Origin of the sequence: Salinisphaera hydrothermalis C41B8, assembly GCF_000732535.1 — a bacterium.
Taxonomy (GTDB): domain Bacteria; phylum Pseudomonadota; class Gammaproteobacteria; order Nevskiales; family Salinisphaeraceae; genus Salinisphaera; species Salinisphaera hydrothermalis.
Genome location: NZ_APNK01000070.1, coordinates 1 through 4,935, shown reverse-complemented (window position 1 = coordinate 4,935; position 4,935 = coordinate 1). Strand labels below are relative to the sequence as shown.

6 protein-coding genes are annotated in these 4,935 nt (G+C 61.4%); 4 read left to right on the top strand and 2 right to left on the bottom strand.

Annotated features, from left to right (window positions below; all coding sequences use genetic code 11):
* The 4 genes from C41B8_RS19025 (at window position 1) to C41B8_RS19010 (ending at window position 3,606) form a co-directional block, all read left to right on the top strand.
* Complete coding sequence (locus C41B8_RS19025; RefSeq protein WP_037341936.1) at window positions 1–189, top strand: AlpA family phage regulatory protein; 189 nt, start codon at window positions 1–3, stop codon at window positions 187–189.
* A gap of 35 nt (window positions 190–224) precedes the next feature.
* Entirely contained in the window at window positions 225–1,088 is an 864-nt protein-coding gene (locus C41B8_RS19020; RefSeq protein ID WP_037341935.1) for a ParA family protein, read from the top strand.
* Between the two features lie 239 nt (window positions 1,089–1,327).
* Complete coding sequence (locus C41B8_RS19015; protein WP_037341933.1) at window positions 1,328–3,031, top strand: ParB family protein; 1,704 nt, start codon at window positions 1,328–1,330, stop codon at window positions 3,029–3,031.
* A 14-nt stretch (window positions 3,032–3,045) separates the two neighbouring features.
* Complete coding sequence (locus C41B8_RS19010) at window positions 3,046–3,606, top strand: DUF2857 domain-containing protein (RefSeq protein WP_037341931.1); 561 nt, start codon at window positions 3,046–3,048, stop codon at window positions 3,604–3,606.
* A 90-nt stretch (window positions 3,607–3,696) separates the two neighbouring features.
* On the opposite strand, the gene C41B8_RS19005 is transcribed toward C41B8_RS19010, so the two are convergent.
* On the bottom strand, window positions 3,697–4,281 hold the full coding sequence (locus C41B8_RS19005; protein ID WP_037341929.1) for an AAA family ATPase: 585 nt from the start codon (window positions 4,279–4,281) through the stop codon (window positions 3,697–3,699).
* A 21-nt stretch (window positions 4,282–4,302) separates the two neighbouring features.
* Entirely contained in the window at window positions 4,303–4,638 is a 336-nt protein-coding gene (locus tag C41B8_RS19915; RefSeq protein ID WP_051883793.1) for a TA system antitoxin ParD family protein, read from the bottom strand.
* Between the last annotated feature and the right edge of the window lie 297 nt (window positions 4,639–4,935).

Below are 4,935 nucleotides of genomic sequence, written 5' to 3'. Positions count from 1 at the left end.
GTGAGGTCGTATCTTGACCACCCGCACAGCCTCAAAACAGAGGGGGCGCCCGGACGCTTACCCCATATCTACAACCTGATCAAACAAGGCCAATTCCCAAAGCCCATGCGCCTGGGCGTACGGGCCGTCGGCTGGGACTCGCGCGAAATCGATGAGTGGATCGCCGAACGGCTCAAAGCGCGCGTTTGACGCGGCCCAATCCGAGCGTTTCGAGGCGTGGTGCCATGCAGGTGATGTCCATCATTTCGACCAAAGGTGGGGTCGGCAAAACGACTACGGCGGCGAACCTGGCGGGCTTCGCGGCCGATGCGGGCCTACGCGTGCTGTTGCTGGACGCCGACGTGCAGCCGACGCTGTCCAGTTACTTCGAGCTTACCGAGCGCGCGACCGGTGGTGTCTATGAATTGCTGGCCTTCAACGAGCAGGACACTACCCGTCTGATTAGCCATACCACGATCGATGGCCTGGATGTCGTGCTCTCCAATGATGACCAAGGGCAATTGAATACCCTGTTGTTGCATGCGCCGGATGGACGACTACGGCTACGCCATCTACTGCCCGTCTTCCGGCCCCACTATGACCTGTTACTTGTCGACACCCAAGGGACACGCAGCGTGCTCCTGGAAACGGCGGTGCTCGCCGCCGATGTCGTCCTGTCGCCGGTCACCCCCGAGATCCTGGCCGCACGTGAGCTCCACCGCGGCACCTTGCGGCTGCTCGAAGACATCGCATCGTATCGACACCTGGGCATCGTCTTGCCGCCATTGAATCTGCTGATCAATCGCATTCCACCCGTCTCGGCGAACGCGCGGACGATCCAGCAAGCTTTGCGACAGCTCTTTCACGAAGAAAACGGCATCTCGATACTGGAAACCGTCATTCCGGCCATCGAGGCCTATCCGCGGGCTGCGACGCGCAATCTGCCGGTCCATCGCGTGGAACACCGCCGACCGTCCGGGCGGGTTGCGCCCGCGGCGCTGGAGACCGTCCGGGCCTTGGCCGGCGAATTGTTTCCGCACTGGCAGGACCGATTCGCCACGGTCACCGGCCGAGCGCACCGGAGGGCATCCCATGACGAGCGCTTCTGATCCAAACCGCCGGCTCGCCCGGTTTCGGCCCCTGATCGATCACGCATTCCGTGAGGGCTGGGCGGTGCAACACATGCCGGGCGGCCAGCTGCGGTTCATGAAACCGGGTCTGCCAACTATCAGCACCGGCTCAACCTCCATTGACGATCCAGCCAGTTATCAGACTGAAACGTTCAGGCCGCAGCGCCGGCTATTGGCGGGACGATCGATCACAGACGGCGGACCCGACGGAGGCATTCATGGCTGAACTGACGCCGGATAATATGGCGCGCAAGCTACAAGCCGAAGGGTTTACGCGGCCTCGCCCGACCGCCGATAGGTTGAGTGATCCGATCGCCGACACGCCGATGACCGTCACGCTCGATCAATTGCGGCCCTATGATCTGAATCCGCGCGTGACCCGTAATCCCCGATACGATGCCATCAAGTCCTCGATCCGCGAGCGTGGACTCGATGCGCCACCCCCGATCACCCGACGCCCGAACGACACCGCCTACATGATTCGCAACGGGGGCAATACGCGCCTGGCGATTTTGCGCGAGTTGTGGGCCGAGACCGAAGACGAACGCTTTTTCCGGATTCCCTGCCTGTTCCGGCCGTGGACGGCGCGCGGTGAAATCGTCGCGTTGACCGGCCATCTCGCCGAAAACGAGTTACACGGCGGGCTCACCCTCATCGAACGCGCGCTGGGCATCGAAAAGGCGCGGACGCTTTACGAGCAGGAAACCGGGCAATCGCTGTCGCAGTCGGCGCTCGCCCGGCGCCTGACGGCCGACGGCTATCCTATTTCACAATCCCATCTCAGTCGCCTGCAGGATGCCGTGCGCTATCTGCTGCCCGCGATTCCGACGGTGCTTTACGCCGGGCTCGGACGGCCCCAGGTCGAGCGGCTGGCCACCCTACGCAAGGCCGGCGAACGACTCTGGGAGACATATGCGACCGATCCACACCCGGCCGCCGCCTTCCCTGATCTGTTCCAAGAAGTATTGGGCGCATTCGACAGTGCGCCGGAGGCGTTTTCGATCGAAGCCGTCCAGGATGAGCTGATCGGGCAAATGGCCGAACGACTCGATGCCGATTACGACGTGCTGGCTTTGGCGTTGGACCAGACCGAACGCCGACATCGAATATTACGCCAGGCTCCCGCGGACATCGGCCCGCATTTCAAAGCTGGCACGAGGCCGTCCCAAGCGCCCAGTGCACGGGTGGACGAGTCACAAAGCAAGCCCGCTGCACAGCCGTCGACTGCGACCGACACCGCTCCGGCGGACAAACCGGCCACCACGTCACAGCCGACGTTATCGATACCGAGAAAAGCCGGCGCACAACAAAATTCGGACCCGCATACCCCCATTGTCTCGCCGACACCGGAGCAGGAGCCGCTACGATCGGGACCGGCCCGGACGAACGACACGATGGGCGGTGCATGCCCCCTCGTCGAAACCACGGCCTTACGCTCGGCTTATGTGCAAGCCGACAAGCCCACTCCCGCCGCCGATGTCTGGTCCATCGACCCAGATCTGGAGACACCGGATCGCCTGCGTCGCCGTATTGCACAGCTGGCCCAAGATATCGCTACGGAAGCCGGCACAGCCGATACCATCGAATCCGTGAACGACGGCATCGGCTTTCGTTGTCGTGCCCCAAGGGGCGCGACGGATACCGACGCGTGCCCTGGATTCGCTTGGGCGATACTGAGTCTACTCTACGCATTGAGTACGGGCTATCGACTCGACCACGGCGGGTCCGCACCCGATGCTCTGCCGCTGACCCATACCATCGGCGCCCTGTTGCTGGGCAACCCACTGGGCGACGCAGTGCCGACAACGCGCCTGAGCGACGAGAGCCTATGCAAACTATTTCGGTTGGTGAGACTCGCCCGCCGCTTAAAGGCACTGGATAGCGATCGGCCGCCCCACGCCGAACCGGCCACTGGGCGTTGAACCGGACGCGTGCGATGTCGGGACCGCATCCCCTCAACCAGGCCGTCATCGCTCAAGCGCTACACGATTTGCGCAATGGGCAGTTACGGCGCTGCAAGAGCATGGGCTTCGGCGATTCAGACTTGGACGCGCTCAAACACCCCGAAATGGTGAGCCTACTCGCCAACGCCCGCGTGTCGTGGTGTACGGTTCAGGTCAATCGTGAGGTCCTGCAACGCCTGCTGCGTCAGGCCGATGACATCGAAGCGGAAATCGCGATGATCGATCGCATGCTACGCGTCGGTGCGAGTACAGAGATGATCACTCGGTATTTCGGTTTGACCCATCAGGAAATCGCGCTACGCCGGGACATCCTGGGCCTGCCGAAGCGCCGCGGCCGCCATCCGGTGTTGACCGAAGAACAAGACGTCACCCTCTGGCAGCAGTGGCGCCCGGCCTTGAGGCAACGCGACATCGCACTCAACGACGACAAAGCGATGCTCGGGTTGGCGATGGAGCTGGCCGAATCGCTCGATCTACCCATGTCCGTGATCTGGGCGACGATCCGCAGTTGGGTCGATCAAGGGCTTGTGTAGTCGACGCGAGCAAGCCTGTCTCCCGGCCACAAAGGTATGCGGCGCCGTCTGCTCTCGATTGCCAACCTTATAACCCGGTCCTCAGTCTCATCAAGCCCTTACGTGCGTTCGTCCTATCCCGTACAGCGCGCGTGCCCACGCGGGCACCGCGTCGCTCGCGCTGTGTAACTGGCCGTGCCGGAACGTTAACACCCATCGCGGCGGGGCGGCTTCTTTGGAGCTATCATAGATCTGCGCGAGGTCTGCCAAGCCGATGGCCTCCCGAATGTACTGGGCGCTCCGCTCATACCGCGCACGGATCTTGTCTTCGGGCACGTCATGACCGCCTTGCGATACGCGCCATCGAACACGCGCCACCGATAGGTCGGCGCTTTCCACATTGACGTGAAAGAGTACGACCCGGAATCCCGCCTCTTTCGCCGCGTGAACCAAATCCAGCTTGCTTGGATGAGAAAAGACAGTCTCTGTCACGAAGGAGGCGCCAGCAGCCAAATGCCCAGCCCGCATTTCTGCGGCTATTTCGGCCGCACGGTAGGCATCCAGTTCTTCTCCCTCAATCTGCCGCTGTTTGAGAATCTCATCAGCATTGATGAACGGCGCGTAGGTGTGTGGCCTGATCCGGATGTCGTATAAGGTCGACTTGCCGGCCCCATTCGGGCCGGCAAGCACGTACATCGTGGGCCTTGGCTCCAACGATTAGGTCCCGAGATCGCCCTTAGCGAAACCCGCTTCGCGTTGACGCTTGCCCAATTGCCTGAAGAACTCGACTTCCGTATCGCTGGCGTTTTCCATGAGCACCTCGTGCTCAACGTCATAAACCGCGCGCTCGTAAGAACCCAGCTCGTCGGGCGATATCTCGCCGCGCAGCGCCGATTTGATCTTTTTGTCATCAAAGGTCGGGGCCTGCTCAATCGCTTGACCCAGCCGCAGCCAATGCTCGATTTGAGCCTGCAGCGTTCGTGACATGATGCCTGCTTCCTTACGGGCATCGCTGATCGTGGACTCCGAGAGCCGGACACTCTGTGTGGCCATGACATGCCTCCTTGCTATGCCACAGAACCGCGCAAGCACCACTGCTCGCACTTTGACCACAATTTACCACACTTGCGTCTTGATGGTAATCAAAATACCAGGGCAACCCCGCGCTGGCGGACTTCAGGGGCATACCGGTTGCTCGGTTTCATAGCGCCAGCATCTCAAGCGTTGGAGCGGGTAATCCCGGGGCGATTCACCCATTATGCGACTCGCATAAATTCAACGCGTCGACCTGATATGGATTGACCTGTCAACTACGACTTATGACTTATTCATAATCGATGCGCTGGCGTA